Source organism: Microbacterium sp. MAH-37 (genome assembly GCF_009758255.1).
Taxonomy (GTDB): domain Bacteria; phylum Actinomycetota; class Actinomycetes; order Actinomycetales; family Microbacteriaceae; genus Microbacterium.
This window is the reverse complement of the sequence record NZ_WSEN01000007.1, coordinates 42,121-55,896: the sequence shown is the minus strand read 5'-3', so window position 1 is coordinate 55,896 and position 13,776 is coordinate 42,121. Positions and strand designations below refer to the sequence as shown.

The window sequence follows — 13,776 nt, the reverse complement described above, 5'->3', positions numbered from 1 at the left end:
ATCAGATCCGTTAATCGGCCCTTCTGAATCCTCCCACCCTGCTCCCCCTCGGTCAACTCGCGCCCGGTAGCGTGGGAGGGTGACCGAGCAGACCACGAGCGCACCCGTCGCGGCGCGCCGCCCCGCGCCCCGCACCCACCACGGCGACACCTTCGACGACCCCTACGAATGGCTCCGCGCCAAGGAGGATCCGGAGGTGGTCGCCCACCTCGAGGCCGAGAACGCGTACACCGAGCAGCGCACGTCGCACCTCGACGCGCTGCGCGAGCGCCTCTTCCAGGAGGTCAAGGGCCGCGTGCAGGAGACCGACCTCTCGGTGCCGACGCGCCAGGGCGACTGGTGGTACTACGGCCGCACCGAGGAGGGCGCACAGTACGGCATCCAGTGCCGCACCGCGGCATCCGCCGACGACTGGACTCCTCCGAAGCTGCTGCCCGGCGAACCCGTGCCCGGCGAGCAGGTGCTGCTCGACGGCAACGTCGAGGCCGAGGGGCACGAGTTCTTCTCGCTCGGCGCGTTCGACGTCTCGGACGACGGCACGCGGATGCTGTGGTCTGTGGATGTCGAGGGAGACGAGCTGTACACCGTGCACGCGCGCGACCTCGCGACCGGCGCCGACTTCGACGACGTCATCGAGAACACGGGGCAGGCGTTCTTCACCCCGGACGGCAGCGCGATCCTCTACACCACGCGCGACGAGGCCTGGCGGCCGGACACCCTCTGGCTGCACCGGCTGGGCACGCCTGTGGCCGAGGATGTGAAGCTGTTCCACGAACCAGACGAGCGGTTCTGGCTCGGCGCGGGGATCACCCGCAGCAAGAAGTACCTGGTCGTCGAGATGGGCTCGAAGATCACCAGCGAGGCGCGCCTGTTCGACTTCGCCGATCTCACCGCGGGCGGTCGGGTGGTCTGGCCGCGCCGTGACGGCGTGGAGTACGAGATCGACCATGCCGTGATCGACGGCGAGGACGTGCTGTACGTGCTGCACAACGACGGCGCCCTCGACTTCGAGCTCGTCGCCGTGCCGGCCTCCGACCCGCAGGGCGAGCGCCGCGTCGTGCTGCCGCACACGCCGGGTCGCCGGATCCTCGAGGTCGACTGCTTCCGCGACTTCGCGACCGTCGAGTACCGCCGCGAGGGGCTGGGACAGATCGCCCTGCTGTCCTACGCCGATGACGTGCTCGACGAGCTGGAGTTCGACGAGCCGCTGTACTCGGCGTGGTTCTCCGGCAATCCGGAGTGGCACGCCCCGCTGCTGCGGATGGGCTACGTCTCGTTCATCACCCCTTCGACCGTGATGGACCTCGACGTCGCGACAGGTGAGCGTCTGGTGCGCAAGCAGCAGGCGGTGCTCGGCGGGTACGACCCCGCCGACTACGACCAGCGCCGGCTCTGGGCGACGGCGGAGGACGGCGCTCAGGTGCCGATCTCGCTCGTGTGGCGGCGCTCGTTCGGCGAACCGGGTGCGGAGCCCCGCCCGGTGCACCTCTACGGCTACGGCTCCTACGAGTCGTCGATGGATCCCGGCTTCTCCCCCATGCGCCTCTCCATGCTCGACCGCGGTGTGGTGTTCGCGATCGCGCATGTGCGCGGCGGCGGCGAGATGGGCCGGCACTGGTACGACGACGGCAAGATGCTGCGCAAGCGCAACACATTCACCGACTTCATCGCGTGCGCGCAGCACCTGGTGGATGCGGGTGTCACGACTCCGGATCGGATGATCGCGGAGGGTGGCAGCGCCGGGGGCCTGCTGATGGGCGCGGTCGCCAACCTCGCGCCCGAGCTGTTCACCGGCATCCTGGCCGAAGTGCCCTTCGTCGACGCGCTGACGTCGATCCTCGATCCGTCGCTCCCCCTGACTGTCGTCGAGTGGGACGAGTGGGGCGACCCGCTGCACGACCCCGAGGTGTACAGGTACATGAAGTCGTACACGCCGTACGAGAACATCAGGACGGATGCCGCGTACCCGCCGATCCTTGCGATCACCTCGATCAATGACACCCGTGTGCTGTACGTGGAGCCTGCCAAGTGGGTGGCCGCTCTCCGGTTCGCGGGCGCCGACGACGTGCTGCTGAAGTGCGAGATGGCCGCAGGGCACGGCGGAGTGAGCGGGCGCTACAACGCCTGGCGCGAGCGCGCGTTCGCGCTGGCCTGGATGCTGGACCGCTTCGGCCTCGCTGGCTGACGGATCAGGGCCGGCGCCGCGCGCCGGCCCTGATCCTCAGCCGAAGAGCGCTGCGGCCTCGTCGTAGCGGCTGCGCGGCACGGTGTTGAGCTCGCCCAGCGCGTCCTCGAACGGGACGCGCACGATGTCGGTACCCTGCATGGCCACCATCTGCCCCCAGGCGCCGTCGACGATCGCGTCTGCGGCGTGCAGGCCGAGGCGGGTGGCGAGCACGCGATCGAACCCGGAGGGCGAGCCGCCGCGCTGAATGTGTCCGAGGATGGTGGCGCGCGTCTCGATGCCCGTGATGCGCTCGATCTCGGGAGCCAGCCGGTCGCCGATTCCGCCGAGGCGGGGGCGGTTGAAGGCGTCGAGACCCTTGTCGCTGTACGCCTCGTCCATACCCTGCAGCTTGAAGCCCTCCGACACGACGACGAGCGGCGCACGGCCGCGGTCGTGCGCGCTGGTGACCAGCGCCGCGATCTCCTCGAGGGTCTGCGGCACCTCGGGGATGAGGATGGCGTGCGCACCGGCCGCCATGCCCGCGTGCAGTGCGATCCAGCCGACGTGCCGGCCCATGACCTCGGCGACCATGCAGCGCTGGTGCGAGTCGCCGGTGGTGCGAAGCCGGTCCATGGCCTCGGTGGCGATGTTGACCGCGGTGTCGAAGCCGAACGAGTAGTCGGTGGCGCGCAGGTCGTTGTCGATGGTCTTCGGCACACCGATGACGTTGATGCCGTCCTTGGCGAGGCGGTCGGCGGCGGCCAGAGTGCCCTCGCCGCCGATGGCGATGATGCCGTCGATGCGGTGGCCGTACAGGGTCTTGGCGATGTTCTCGGCTCCGCCGCGCTCGCCCTCGTAGGGGTTGGTGCGGCTGGTGCCGAGGATGGTGCCGCCGACCTTGGACAGGCCCTTGACCTCGTGTCGGGTGAGCGGGAAGAAGTCACCGTCGACCACACCGCGCCAGCCGTCACGGATGCCGACGAACTCGAGGTCGTAGGCGGTGGTGCCCTTGAGCACGATGCCGCGGATGACTGCGTTCAGTCCGGGGCAGTCGCCACCGCTGGTCAGAATGCCGATCTTCATGCTGCTGCCTTCGTGCTTCGGGGGAAAAGGGTAAAGGCGACGCTGCCTGCTTCCGACCCTAGTGTGCGGCGGCATCCGATGCCATTCGAACCGAGCGAAAACCGGGAATCTTGCGAGCCGTCACGGGGCAAAACCATGATCTTGCGAGATCTCAACGATCTCGAACGCGAGAGGGCGTCAAGAACGAATGTTCTTAACGCCCTCTGAACGGTTCGTGACGTCAGGCTCCCTGCAGCGCCTCGCGCAGCAGGTGCATGAGGGCGCCGAGCTGCACGGACTCCACACTTCCCGGCTCGATGTTCTCGCCGTCCAGCGCACGACCGGCGAGGCCCTGCTTCTGGTCGATGAGTTCGGCGATCTTGGTGTCGATCGTGTGCGCGGCGATGATGCGCCACGCGGTGACCGGCTCGTCCTGACCGATGCGGTGCACGCGGTCGATGGCCTGCGTCTGCTCGGCCGCGGTCCAGCTGAGCTCGGCGAGCACGACGTTCGAGGCGGCCTGCAGGTTCACGCCGACGCCGGCCGCGGTCAGCGAGCACACCGCGATCCCGACATCCGGGTCGGAGTTGAACGCGTCGATGGCTGCCTGGCGGGCCGGGGTGGTCTGGTCGCCGCGGATCGACACCGCCTTGATGCCGGACGCCGCGAAGTGCGCCTCGGCCTGGTCCATGACGTCGATGTGCTTGGCGAAGAACACGACCTTCTCGACCGAGCGCTGCAGCTGGGCGGCATAGTCGGCGGCGAGCTGTGCCTTGGCCTGGCCGATGCGGCGCACCATCGTGAAGACATTGTCTCCGCCGGTGCCCGCGGCCTTGGACTCCTCGAGCTCGTTGTGCGCGACGAGACGGACGATGTCCTCGTCGATCTCGCCGGCCTCGGACGGGCCGTGCGCGGCGGCACGCGCCTCGACGATGCGGCGGTACTTCGCCGCCATCCGCTGGCCCAGCTCGCGCTCGGCCTCGCGGATGCCGCGGCCGAACTCGTCGTCCAGCTGGACGGGCAGGTCCGCGATGAGCTTGTCGGGCAGGTCTGCGGCGACGTCCTTCTTCTTGCGCCGCACGATGCCCATCGAGATGACGGCCTCCCGCGCCTCGGCGTAGAACGACTTGTCGGCGGGGGTCAGCCCGGTGGCGTCCAGCTTCTCCATCAGCGCCGGCTCCGGCTTCTCGCCGTTGGTCCAACCCAGGAAGCGCCAGATCGCATCGAAGTCCTCGACGTCGTTGATCAGCGGGGTTCCGGTGAGGGCGAGCATGAGCGGGTTCCGCTCGCGATCGCGGATGCGGGAGGCCAGTGCCAGCACGTTCTGGGAACGCTGCGAGGAGAGGTTCTTGATGAAGTGCGCCTCGTCGACGACCATGCCCTTCAGGCCGATCGAGCTCAGCCAGGACAGGTGCCGGTCGAGGATCTCGTAGTTGACGATGAACACGTCGGCGAACGCGTCGATGTCGGCGCCGTCGCCCTGGATGACGGTCGCCCGGCGCTGCGGGGTCCACAGCTCCACCTCGCGGGCCCAGTTCATCTTCACGACGTTGGGCACGACGACCAGCAGCGGGTACGCCTCGGCGACGGATGCCGCGAGCACCGACTGCGCCGTCTTGCCCAGCCCCGGCTCGTCGGCGAGCAGGAAGCTGCGGTGCCCAGCGCGGACGGACTCGATGAACCGCGACTGATGCACCATGACCTCGCGCCCCTTGGGCGAGATGTGGTCGTACTCGGGCACGGGCGGCAACTCCATGGTCGCTGCTCCCCCACCGGCGCCGGACTCGAACGCCTTGTACAGCGGGCCCATCAGCTCCCAGCCGTCCAAGCGGCGGCGCGGCGTGGAGGCCGGGCGCGGCGTGAGGTCGGGGGCGAGGAAGGGGTTGGCGAGCTGGCGGGACTCCACCGAGGGCGGCGTGACCTGCTTCTCGGCGAGCGCCGCGGACACCACGGTGGTCTGGCGCACCGGGGCGACGACGTCGGTGATGACGAGTTCCTCGGGGGCGAGTTCCGCGCCCGACTCGAGCAGCCAGTCGCGCCGCATGCGCTTGGCCACCGGGCTCGTCGCCTGGTCGGCCTCGAGCAGCTGGATCAGCGAGGTGTCGCGCGCAGCCGTCTTGGCGAGGATGGTCGCCACGCCGTCGAGGCGCTTCAGCAGCTCGGCGCGGGCAGTGTCGGACAGCTCCTGGTCGGCCTTCACCCTGGCGCGCTCCTCGCGCACCAGGAAGGCGATGACCTGGAACTTCACACGATTGGTGGGCCCGAGCTTTCCGCGCTGGGCCTTCGCCTCGATCTCGCGCACCTTTCGGGCGAGGATCGGGATCAGAGGCGCCTCGTCATCGCGACGGGACGTCTTCTTTCGCCGCGGGGCGGCGGTCGCCGTGGTCGGCATGCTCCTCCTGAGCTGAGATATCCGTGCCGAGGATGCTCGGCCGTACCTGTCGTCCGCGGGCGGCGTGCTGCCGGAACGGGCCTCGCCGGATGCGTACTCGCATGACGACTGCGCACTCGGGCCGTTGCCCCCGCGACCTCCGGATCGCCGGCGCCGATGCGCAGCAGATGCGCTCGGGCGGGAATCCGCGCACAAGTCTACGCCATTGCGGCGGACCGGTGCGGTGACCGGCGGCGTGTCAGGCGCCGACGCCCAGCACCCGCTCCGCTGCGGACACGTCGTCGGACATCTGCGCGATCAGCGCATCGACACCCTCGAACGCCACCATGCCCCGCAGCCGGTCGACGAACTCGACGGTGACGACGTGGCCGTACAGATCCAGGCCGGTGCGTCCGATGACGTGCGCCTCGACCTGCCGCCGTGGCACGTCGTCGAAGGTCGGGTTGGTGCCGACCGAGATCGCCGCCGGGTACCGCACGCCGTCGTCGAAGAGCCAGCCGGCGTAGATGCCATCAGCGGGGACCAGTGCGTCGACGGTCTCGGAGAGGTTCGCGGTCGGGAATCCCAACTCCCGCCCGCGCTTGAGGCCGTGCACGACCTCGCCCGTCACGCCGACGGTTCGTCCCAGGGCACGAGCCGCCTGCGCGACGTCGCCGGCGTCCAGTCTTTCCCGGATCCACGTCGACGAGACCTGTCGTTCGGAGCCGGGCAGGTAGACGTCCTCGACGAAATCGACCGTGAAGCCGAGCTTCTGCCCCATCTCCTGCAGCAGTTCCGGAGTGCCTCGACCACCGCTGCCGAAGCGGAAGTACCGGCCGACGAGCACCGTGGTCACGTGCAGAGCTCCGACGAGGATCTTCTCGACGAACTCCTCGGCCGGCTGCGACGCACGCTCCTCATCGAAGGTGAGCAGCAGCGTGGCATCCAGATCCTGGTCTCCGAGCAGCTCGAGCTTGCGTTCGACGTCGACAACGTTCTTCGGGCAGATCTCCGGGCGCAGCACGGCCAGCGGGTTGCGGTCGAAGGTGACCGCGACCGTACGGGCGCCGATCGCCGCCGCGTCCTCCCGCATCCGGCGGATGACGGCCTGATGACCGATGTGCACGCCATCGAACTTGCCGATGGCGACGACCGAGGGTCCGAAGTCTGCGGGGACCTCCTCCGGGCTGCGGAACACGATCATGCGGAGGCCTCCGGGCGGTGCATGCGCAGCCACCACAGGCCGCAGATCGGCAGCACGAGCGGGATGAACACGTAACCCATGCCGAAGTACGACCAGACGGAATCGTGCCCGAACAGCTGGGGCTCCACCAGGCTGAGCGTCCCGACCACCAGCACGCCGACCAGCTCGAAGACGATCGCGATCCACGCCACCGTGTACCAGCCAGGCCTGCCGGCGTTGATCAGCGCGAGCGTGGCAAGGATGTACACCACGGCGGCAAGCGCCGACAGGGTGTACGCCAGGGGCGCCTCGTCGAAGCGGCGGACGATCTGCACGAAGCTGCGTCCGGTCGCGCCGAGCGCCATCACGGCGTAGACGATCACGAGGACTCGGCCGACACCCGTCATCCGGGCGCGCGAAACAGTGTTGGTCATGGCGTGTTCCATCCTACGGGCGTGTGGCTAGACCGTTCCTTCCGACCCCACTCCTTTTCCCGTATGCTCATATACTGTTTATGCCTGTACTAGTAAAAAGGGAGAACGAGACCATGAACCGACAGAACGCGCATCAGTTCGCCGGCTGCACCGCAGTGCTCACCGGCGCCGGCTCAGGAATCGGCAGGGCATCTGCCATGCTCTTCGCCGCCGCCGGTGCGAGGGTGATCGCGTGCGACATCTCGGAGGCGCGATTGGAGCAGCTCGCGAATGAGTTGCCGGATCACTCTCTCGCGACCGTGGCCGGGGACATCACGGACGAGCGCACAGTGCAGGAGGTGATCGATGCCGCGAACGGCAGAGTGGACGTACTCGGGAACATCGCCGGAGTCATGGACGGCGTCCTGCCGGCAGAGGAAGTGGACGACGAGACCTGGCAGCGCGTCTTCGACGTCAACGTGACGGCCTCGCTGCGGATGACGCGCGCCGTGCTTCCTCTGATGCGGGGACGCGGGCACGGCGCGATCGTCAACGTCGCCTCAGAGGCGTCGTTCCGCGGTTCGGTCGGTGGTGTCGCCTACACGGCATCGAAGCACGCCGTGGTCGGCCTGACGAAGAGCACCGCATTCATGTACGGGCCGGAGGGCATTCGCACGAACGCGGTCGCGCCCGGCGCAGTCGACACCGGACTGGACGTGTCCTGGCGCTCGGACTTCGGCGTGTCCCGAACCGGCCCCGTGCTCCAAGCCACCATGTCGCCGCCGGCGTCGCCCGAGCAGATCGCGCGAACGATCCTCTGGCTCGCGAGCGAGGAAGCGGGGAACATCAACGGCGTCATCCTCGCCACGGACGGCGGCTGGTCGGCCGTGTGAACCGGATGTCGGAGCGTGGCCGTGACGAGCGCACGCATAAGCTGGGCAGATGACCGATCCCGACGTGCCACGAGGGATCGCCCTCGCATGGGGCGCGGTCCCGCAACCACAACGAGGACCGAAACGGGAGTTCCGGCTCGACCAGGTGCTCGACGCCGCGATGGCCCTCGCCGACGCCGACGACATCACTGCGGTGACGATGCCTTCGGTCGCGCAGGCGCTCGGCCTCACAGCGATGTCGCTCTACCGATACGTCGTCTCGAAAGAGACACTGCTACTGCTTCTGCAGGACCACGGGATGGGAAGCCCGCCCCCGGACATCGCCGGAGCCGCGCACTGGCGCGCAGGGCTCACCGCGTACGCGAAGGCATCGGAAGAGGTATATCGATCGCATCCGTGGATGCTCGACATCCCGATCTCCGGCATCGCCACGACCCCGAACAATCTCAGTTGGATGGAGGCCGGACTCGCCGCGCTCCGCCACACGGCGCTGTCGATGCACGAGCGGCTCTCCGTCGTGCTGCAGGTCAGCGGTCATGCGAGATTCCGGGCGCTCGTCGAGCGCGGATACCGCAACGAGCCAAGTGCGGACGCATCCGAGATCGTGCTGTCCGAGTCCCGGATGATCACGCGGCTGGCGACCGCGGAACGGTTCCCGCAGCTGCTCACGGCCATCGACAGCGGAGCTCTGTCGACCGGTCCGTCCGACAGTTTCGACTTCGGTCTCGCTCTTCTGCTCGACGGCGTCGAGCATCGCCTCTCCGCGAAGAGGTGAAAGGCAGGTTCAGGCGACCTGGATCGTCCAGATGACCTGCATCCGCCACAGCATGATCGCGAGCGACAGACCGACGACGCCGAGGATGACGGTGCTCCACCGGCTGCGCTCCAGCAGCGCCCAGGCCACGCCGCCCAGCGGCAGGAGCACCGCGGCGATCAGGTAGACCCAGAACTCGAGCAGGTCGCCGGTGGGCGGATTCCCCGCGAACGGCGCGATGATCGCGACGACCACCTGCACGATCAGCAGCAGCTCCACGACAGCGAGACTGCCGACGGTCCAGTCGCTCGGGCGGCGGCCGGCGAAGCCGGCGATGAGGCAGAACAGCCCCGACAGGCAGGCGATGACGATCTGCACGACGGTGAACCACAGGATCATCCGGTTGCCTCCTCGGGCATGTTCATGGCGCTCTTCAGGTCTTTGCCGCGGGCTTCGACGACCCCCACCAGCACGTCCTCGGGATCGATCGCCGCGGCCAGCAGCGCGGAGAGTCTGGTCGCCTGACCGAACAGGCGCTTCCCGTGCCGCAGGTCGCGCGCCTCGTCGGCCGTGACCGTCAGCACAGGGAGCACGCACTCCGCGGCCGCCGCGGGGGTCATCGGCACGGCATCCGACAGTTGCTCGACGGTGACGGCGTCCGCGACGTCGAAGTCGCCGACCCGGCTGCGCCGCAGCGCGGTGAGGTGCCCGCCGACGCCGAGTCCAGCGCCCAGGTCACGCGCCAGCGCACGGATGTAGGTGCCCGATGAGCAGTCCACGACGACGTCGAGGTCGACGACCCCGCCGCTGCGACGCTCAGCCAGCACTTCGAAGCGCGAGACAGTCACGTCGCGGGCCGCGAGCTCCACCTGCTCCCCCGCACGCACCCGGTCGTAGGCACGGCGCCCGTCGACCTTGATGGCGGAGACCGAGCTGGGTACCTGCGAGATCTCGCCGGTCAGCGCGGCGATCCCGGCCGCGATCGCCGAGGCCGTCACGTCTCCGGCATCCGCCTGGGAGACGATCTCGCCCTCTGCGTCGTCGGTGCTCGTGACCTGCCCGAGGCGGATCGTCGCCTCGTACGTCTTGTCCGCGCCGACGATGTACGTGAGCAGCCGCGTGGCGCCCTCGATGCCGATCACGAGCAGTCCGGTGGCCATCGGGTCGAGCGTGCCGGCGTGGCCGACCTTGCGGGTGCCGAAGGCGCGTCGCACGCGGGCCACGACGTCATGGCTGGTGAGCCCGCTTGGCTTGTCGACGAGGAGGATTCCGGGCAAGACCATCCCTCAAGCCTAGGGCGTGTCAGCCGCAGACCTCGTACGGCGGTTCCTCTCTTGCGGTGACGGTCACCGCGCTGACGGTGTCCTCCCCCGCACGGAACGAGAAGAAGATCGCCCCCTGCCCCTCACCCGCGGGTCCCACACGCAGCAGTGCCCCGTCTCCGATGGTCGGCTTCTGCTCGACCGCGTCCGGGTGGGCTGCGAGCACATCGTCGCGTGTGGAGCCGACACCGAGCCCGTCGGCGGTGCGCGGGCCGTCCTGCGGCTGCACCGTGTCGGTCGTGGACGCGACGTCGATCGTCGTGACATTCCCGTCGCTCACCTCGCTGTCCCGCGCGAAGTACGCGGTGACACCGGTCTCCTGGTCGTTCCAGAACGCCGCCCAGGTGCAGTTCTCGTCGACGGTCCAGGTGGGCACGCCCGCGACCGCGTCGGCGAAGAGCTCGTCCAGCTGCACGGGTCCCATGCCCTCCGCCGTGATCGTCCACGTGGTCGGGTCGGCCGGATCGGCTTCCGGGTTCGTGTGCTCTGTCTCGATCGGCGTCGGGGTCGGCGACTGCACCGACGTGGGAGGCGGCGCAGTGCTGCTCGTGGGCGTCGGCGTCCCGCATCCTGCCAGGATCACCGCCAGTGTCATCGCGCCCAGCGTCGCCGTCGCGCGCTCTCCCATCATCCTGGTCATCGGTCGCCCTCCGTCACATCCGTTCCGCTCGATAGGCTGGCTGGATGCCCACGCCCGCGATTCCCCCCGCCGCGTGGCGCCCAGCTCTGCTGGAATGGTACGCACAAGAGGCCCGGGATCTCCCCTGGCGACGGCCGGAGTTCTCGGATCGTTATGGCGCCTGGGGCACCCTGGTCAGCGAGTTCATGCTGCAGCAGACGCCCGTCACCCGCGTCATCCCGCACCTGGAGGCGTGGCTGGATCGCTGGCCCACGCCCGCCGCGCAGGCGTCGGCGACGCCCGCGGAGGTCGTGCACCAGTGGGCGAACCTCGGCTATCCGCGGCGCGCGCTCTGGCTGCATCGTGCCGCGATCGAGGTCGTAGAAAGACACGGCGGCGTCGTCCCGCGCGATGTCGACGCGCTGCTCGCGCTCTCCGGAATCGGCGACTACACGGCCCGCGCCGTGGCGGTGTTCAGCTACGGGGACCGGCATCCGGTGGTCGACACCAACACCCGACGGGTGATCGCGAGGGCCGTGGACGGCCGCTCCCAGCCCGCGCCGCCGGCGCGATCCGACCTGGCGCGCATGTCAGCTCTCCTTCCGGATGACGACACGGATGCTGCGGTGTTCAATGCCGCCGCGATGGAGCTCGGCGCGGTCGTCTGCACGGCCCGCTCCCCGCGCTGCGAGGTCTGCCCGATCGCGGCATCCTGCGCGTGGTTCGCCGCCGGTCGTCCCGACACCGGCGACAAGCGGCGCCGGCAGGCGCGCTACGAGGGCTCGGACCGGCAGGCCAGGGGCGGCATCCTGCGCGCGCTCCGCCACGCGCCGGACCACCGGATGCCGGCGGATGAGGTGCTCGCGGACTGGCCCGATCGAGCCCAGCGCGACCGGGCGATCGACTCGCTGATCGCCGACGGCCTCATCGAGGCACTGGACGGCCACCTGCTGCTCCCCCGTTGAACGCACGGATGCCCCGGGGAACCCGAATCCCCGGGGCGTCCGCACGCCGCTGCGCGGCGTCAGGCGATGCGAATCAGCTGCAGGCGGCGACGAGCTCCCACGCACCCCACGGGGATGCGCCGGGGGTCTCGCCCTGCGTCCACCACTTCGCCTTGTATTCGGACCCCTGGTGGCTCACGGTCGAGCCGCCGGGGTACGCGGTTCCGGCGCTCCATGCCGCGGCGCACGTGCCGGGGTCGGTGCCGGGATCCGTGCCGGGATCGGTTCCCGGGTCGGTGCCGGGATCGGTGGTGCAGCTGCCGACCTTCTCCCATACGGCGTTGCTGCCGGGACTGTCCCCCTGCGTCCACCACTTCGCGGTGTACTCGGCGCCCTCGAAGCTCACCTTCGCACCGCCGGTATAGACGGCGGTGGCGGACCAGGCCGCAGCCGCGCACTCGCCGGTTCCCGGGTCCGTGCCGGGGTCGGTGCCGGGGTCGGTGCCGGGATCCGTGCCGCCGTTGCCGGGGGTGTCGCCGTCGCCGGGCGTGCCGGTGCGCAGCTTGTCGGCGTAGGCGCCGATCAGCTCGCCGTTGCGGTCGCCGTCGAGCTCCCAGAACATGCCTCCGCCGAGGCCGAGGTCGAGCACGTACTGCGCCTTGCGCTCGATGGACTGCGTGTTGTCGTAGCTCCACCACTGGTCGCCGTTGTAGCGCCAGGCCGAGGCGGTCGCGGCGTCGTAGTACTCCGTGCCGAGGGTCTTCAGCTTGTCGTAGTCCTCGTTGCCGGCCTCCCACGTGCCGGGGGCGGCGCCGGTCGCCGTGTTCCACGGCTCAGCGGAGGCGACGCCCTTCCAGCCGCGGCCGTAGGCGGCCATGCCCAGGCCGAGCTGCTTCGGGTCGATACCGGCCTTCAGGTACATCTGCACGGCCTTGTCGGCACTGAACCGGCGGTTCTCCGCGCGAGTGTCCTTCGGATCGTCGAAGAGGTTCGCCTGGTGCCCGGTCAGCGCCGGGTCCCATGCGCCGTGCAGGTCGTAGCCCTGTACGTTGCCGTAGTCGAGCGCCTGGAAGTTCTCCGGATCGTTCCAGCCGCCCGCGGTGATGTCCGAGGGGTTGGCCGGCAGGAATGCCGACAACAGGTACTTCTTGCCGCTGGTGGCGCCGTAGGCGTCGAGCTGGGTGCGGAACTCCTTCAGCAGCGCCTTGAAGTTCGCCTTGTCGTTCACCTCGTCGACGTAGTTCCCGACGTTGCCGTTCTGGCTGCCCGGCCACTCCCAGTCGATGTCGATGCCGTCGAACACGCCCGCCGCGGCACCCGCGCCACCGCGCCCGTCGATCACCGGCAGGTTGCCCTTGATGTACAGGTCGATGCAGCTGGACACCAGCGCCTTGCGCGATGCATCCGTCGCCGCGGCCTTGGAGAAGTTCTTCGACCAGGTCCACCCGCCGAGCGAGATCATAACCTTGAGGTTCGGATGCTTCGCCTTGAGCTGCTTGAGCTGATTGAACGAGCCCGCGAGCGGCTGGTCCCAGGTGTCGGCCTTGCCGGAGACCGACGAGGCGGCGTCGTAGCTCATGCCGAAGTCGGCCCAGGCGTCCCCGGCGCCGTCGGAGCCGTTCGGCCCCTCGCCCTGCGCCTTGTTCGCGATGAAGCACTTCAACGTCTGATAGTGGATGTTGCCGAACGAGTAGTTGATGTGGGTGAGGTCGTCGGCGGCGCCGGAGGTGTCGAGCTGCTTCACTTTGAAGTTGCGGCCGTACACGCCCCACTGGGCGAAGTAGCCGACGTTGCGGTAGCCGTTGACGTTGCCGGTCTCGCTCGCCGATGTGGTCTCGGCGGGTGTGGCCGCTGCAGCCGGCACCGCGAAGGCCGCGGCCAGCGTCGCTGCGGCCGCTACGCCCGCGAGCGCTGCGACGATGCCGCGCCGGGGTGATCTGGTCTTCTTCATACCTTCTCTTCCTGTTTCGGCGGATGCCGGGCATCCGCGGTTCGCCCCGCGATGTGCGGGACGGCTGTTCAGGGCGGCGCGAGGAGGGATCGCGCCG

12 protein-coding genes are annotated in these 13,776 nt (G+C 69.2%); 4 read left to right on the top strand and 8 right to left on the bottom strand.

What is annotated here, in order from left to right; translation table 11 throughout:
* Positions 1 to 79: 79 nt before the first annotated feature.
* Positions 80 to 2,185, top strand: a complete 2,106-nt coding sequence (locus GON06_RS08335) for a S9 family peptidase (protein ID WP_332837291.1) — start codon at positions 80 to 82, stop codon at positions 2,183 to 2,185.
* Between the two features lie 36 nt (positions 2,186 to 2,221).
* Here GON06_RS08335 and GON06_RS08330 read toward each other — a convergent pair whose 3' ends face one another.
* The 4 genes from GON06_RS08330 to GON06_RS08315 form a co-directional block, all read right to left on the bottom strand.
* Positions 2,222 to 3,250, bottom strand: coding sequence for an ATP-dependent 6-phosphofructokinase (locus tag GON06_RS08330; protein WP_157311869.1), 1,029 nt, complete (start codon positions 3,248 to 3,250; stop codon positions 2,222 to 2,224).
* 220 nt (positions 3,251 to 3,470) lie between these two features.
* On the bottom strand, positions 3,471 to 5,621 hold the full coding sequence (locus tag GON06_RS08325; protein WP_157311868.1) for a DEAD/DEAH box helicase: 2,151 nt from the start codon (positions 5,619 to 5,621) through the stop codon (positions 3,471 to 3,473).
* A gap of 238 nt (positions 5,622 to 5,859) precedes the next feature.
* The gene (locus GON06_RS08320; protein WP_157311867.1) at positions 5,860 to 6,804 is read right to left on the bottom strand and encodes a bifunctional riboflavin kinase/FAD synthetase; all 945 of its coding nucleotides are present in this window, start codon (positions 6,802 to 6,804) and stop codon (positions 5,860 to 5,862) included.
* Positions 6,801 to 7,190, bottom strand: a complete 390-nt coding sequence (locus GON06_RS08315) for a hypothetical protein (protein ID WP_198346672.1) — start codon at positions 7,188 to 7,190, stop codon at positions 6,801 to 6,803. Before GON06_RS08315 ends, GON06_RS08320 begins: the two co-directional genes overlap by 4 nt.
* Before the next feature lie 140 nt (positions 7,191 to 7,330).
* On the opposite strand from GON06_RS08315, the gene GON06_RS08310 reads away from it, so the two are divergent.
* Both GON06_RS08310 and GON06_RS08305 read left to right on the top strand, forming a co-directional pair.
* On the top strand, positions 7,331 to 8,089 hold the full coding sequence (locus GON06_RS08310; RefSeq protein WP_157311865.1) for an SDR family NAD(P)-dependent oxidoreductase: 759 nt from the start codon (positions 7,331 to 7,333) through the stop codon (positions 8,087 to 8,089).
* A gap of 49 nt (positions 8,090 to 8,138) precedes the next feature.
* Complete coding sequence (locus GON06_RS08305; protein WP_157311864.1) at positions 8,139 to 8,864, top strand: TetR/AcrR family transcriptional regulator C-terminal domain-containing protein; 726 nt, start codon at positions 8,139 to 8,141, stop codon at positions 8,862 to 8,864.
* Between the two features lie 9 nt (positions 8,865 to 8,873).
* On the opposite strand, the gene GON06_RS08300 is transcribed toward GON06_RS08305, so the two are convergent.
* From GON06_RS08300 to GON06_RS08290, 3 genes are read right to left on the bottom strand one after another with little or no spacing between them, the layout of a single operon-like run.
* Complete coding sequence (locus GON06_RS08300) at positions 8,874 to 9,242, bottom strand: hypothetical protein (RefSeq protein ID WP_157311863.1); 369 nt, start codon at positions 9,240 to 9,242, stop codon at positions 8,874 to 8,876.
* A complete protein-coding gene (gene truB, locus GON06_RS08295; protein ID WP_157311862.1) occupies positions 9,239 to 10,126 on the bottom strand; it encodes a tRNA pseudouridine(55) synthase TruB in 888 nt (295 codons plus the stop codon). Before truB ends, GON06_RS08300 begins: the two co-directional genes overlap by 4 nt.
* 19 nt (positions 10,127 to 10,145) lie before the next feature.
* Positions 10,146 to 10,805, bottom strand: a complete 660-nt coding sequence (locus GON06_RS08290) for a hypothetical protein (protein ID WP_157311861.1) — start codon at positions 10,803 to 10,805, stop codon at positions 10,146 to 10,148.
* Between the two features lie 44 nt (positions 10,806 to 10,849).
* Between GON06_RS08290 and GON06_RS08285 the strand changes: the two genes are divergently transcribed.
* Entirely contained in the window at positions 10,850 to 11,749 is a 900-nt protein-coding gene (locus GON06_RS08285) for an A/G-specific adenine glycosylase (RefSeq protein WP_157311860.1), read from the top strand.
* A 73-nt stretch (positions 11,750 to 11,822) separates the two neighbouring features.
* Here the strand turns inward: GON06_RS08285 and GON06_RS08275 are convergent, their stop codons facing one another.
* On the bottom strand, positions 11,823 to 13,679 hold the full coding sequence (locus GON06_RS08275) for a glycosyl hydrolase family 18 protein (RefSeq protein ID WP_198346658.1): 1,857 nt from the start codon (positions 13,677 to 13,679) through the stop codon (positions 11,823 to 11,825).
* Positions 13,680 to 13,776: the final 97 nt, after the last annotated feature.

Coding starts and splice junctions, on each gene's coding strand:
- GON06_RS08330 (WP_157311869.1), bottom strand. CDS start 3,250: ATGAAGATCGGCATTCTGACCAGCGGTGGCGACTGCCCCGGACTGAAC.
- GON06_RS08325 (WP_157311868.1), bottom strand. CDS start 5,621: ATGCCGACCACGGCGACCGCCGCCCCGCGGCGAAAGAAGACGTCCCGT.
- GON06_RS08320 (WP_157311867.1), bottom strand. CDS start 6,804: ATGATCGTGTTCCGCAGCCCGGAGGAGGTCCCCGCAGACTTCGGACCC.
- GON06_RS08315 (WP_198346672.1), bottom strand. CDS start 7,190: ATGACGGGTGTCGGCCGAGTCCTCGTGATCGTCTACGCCGTGATGGCG.
- GON06_RS08310 (WP_157311865.1), top strand. CDS start 7,331: ATGAACCGACAGAACGCGCATCAGTTCGCCGGCTGCACCGCAGTGCTC.
- GON06_RS08305 (WP_157311864.1), top strand. CDS start 8,139: ATGACCGATCCCGACGTGCCACGAGGGATCGCCCTCGCATGGGGCGCG.
- GON06_RS08300 (WP_157311863.1), bottom strand. CDS start 9,242: ATGATCCTGTGGTTCACCGTCGTGCAGATCGTCATCGCCTGCCTGTCG.
- truB (WP_157311862.1), bottom strand. CDS start 10,126: ATGGTCTTGCCCGGAATCCTCCTCGTCGACAAGCCAAGCGGGCTCACC.
- GON06_RS08290 (WP_157311861.1), bottom strand. CDS start 10,805: ATGACCAGGATGATGGGAGAGCGCGCGACGGCGACGCTGGGCGCGATG.
- GON06_RS08285 (WP_157311860.1), top strand. CDS start 10,850: ATGCCCACGCCCGCGATTCCCCCCGCCGCGTGGCGCCCAGCTCTGCTG.
- GON06_RS08275 (WP_198346658.1), bottom strand. CDS start 13,679: ATGAAGAAGACCAGATCACCCCGGCGCGGCATCGTCGCAGCGCTCGCG.